Genomic DNA, 599 nt, shown 5'->3' on the forward strand with positions numbered 1-599 from the left:
CGCACCGGCGACGCCTTCTGGGCCGCCGCGGACCAAATGACCCGCGGCTTCATCATCGGCGCCACCGCAGGACGGACCACCCTCACCGGCGAAGGACTCCAACACGCCGACGGACACTCCCCCATCCTGGCCTCCACCAACCCCGCCGTACTCACCTACGACCCCGCCTACGGCTACGAAATCGGACACATCATCCGCGACGGCCTCGAACGCATGTACGGGGAGAACTCGACCGACCGGAACCTCATGTACTACCTCACCGTGTACAACGAGCCGATCAGCCAGCCCGCGGAACCGGAAAACCTCGACACCGAGGGCCTCCTGAAGGGCATCTACCTGCTGGCCCCGGCGAAAACCGACGGGCCCCGCGCGCAGCTGCTGGCCTCCGGCGTCTCGGTCCCGTGGGCCCTGGAAGCCCAGAAGGTCCTGGCCCAGGACTGGGGAGTCTCAGCCGATGTCTGGTCCGTGACCTCCTGGAACGAACTCCGACGCGACGGACTCGCCGCCGAAGAACACGCCTTCCTGAACCCCGGCGAAGAACCCCGCACCCCGTTCGTCGCCCAGCAACTCGCCGGCGCCACCGGACCGGTCATCGCCGT

The 599-nt window shown here is 67.9% G+C and carries 1 protein-coding gene; it reads left to right on the forward strand.

Annotated features, from left to right (window positions below; all coding sequences use genetic code 11):
- Positions 1-599 (forward strand): transketolase-like TK C-terminal-containing protein (locus tag AC1DJW_RS26540; RefSeq protein ID WP_476902964.1); only part of this gene is annotated, 599 nt, incomplete at both ends.

The sequence above is a fragment of the Arthrobacter sp. 05L417 genome (assembly GCF_056397865.1).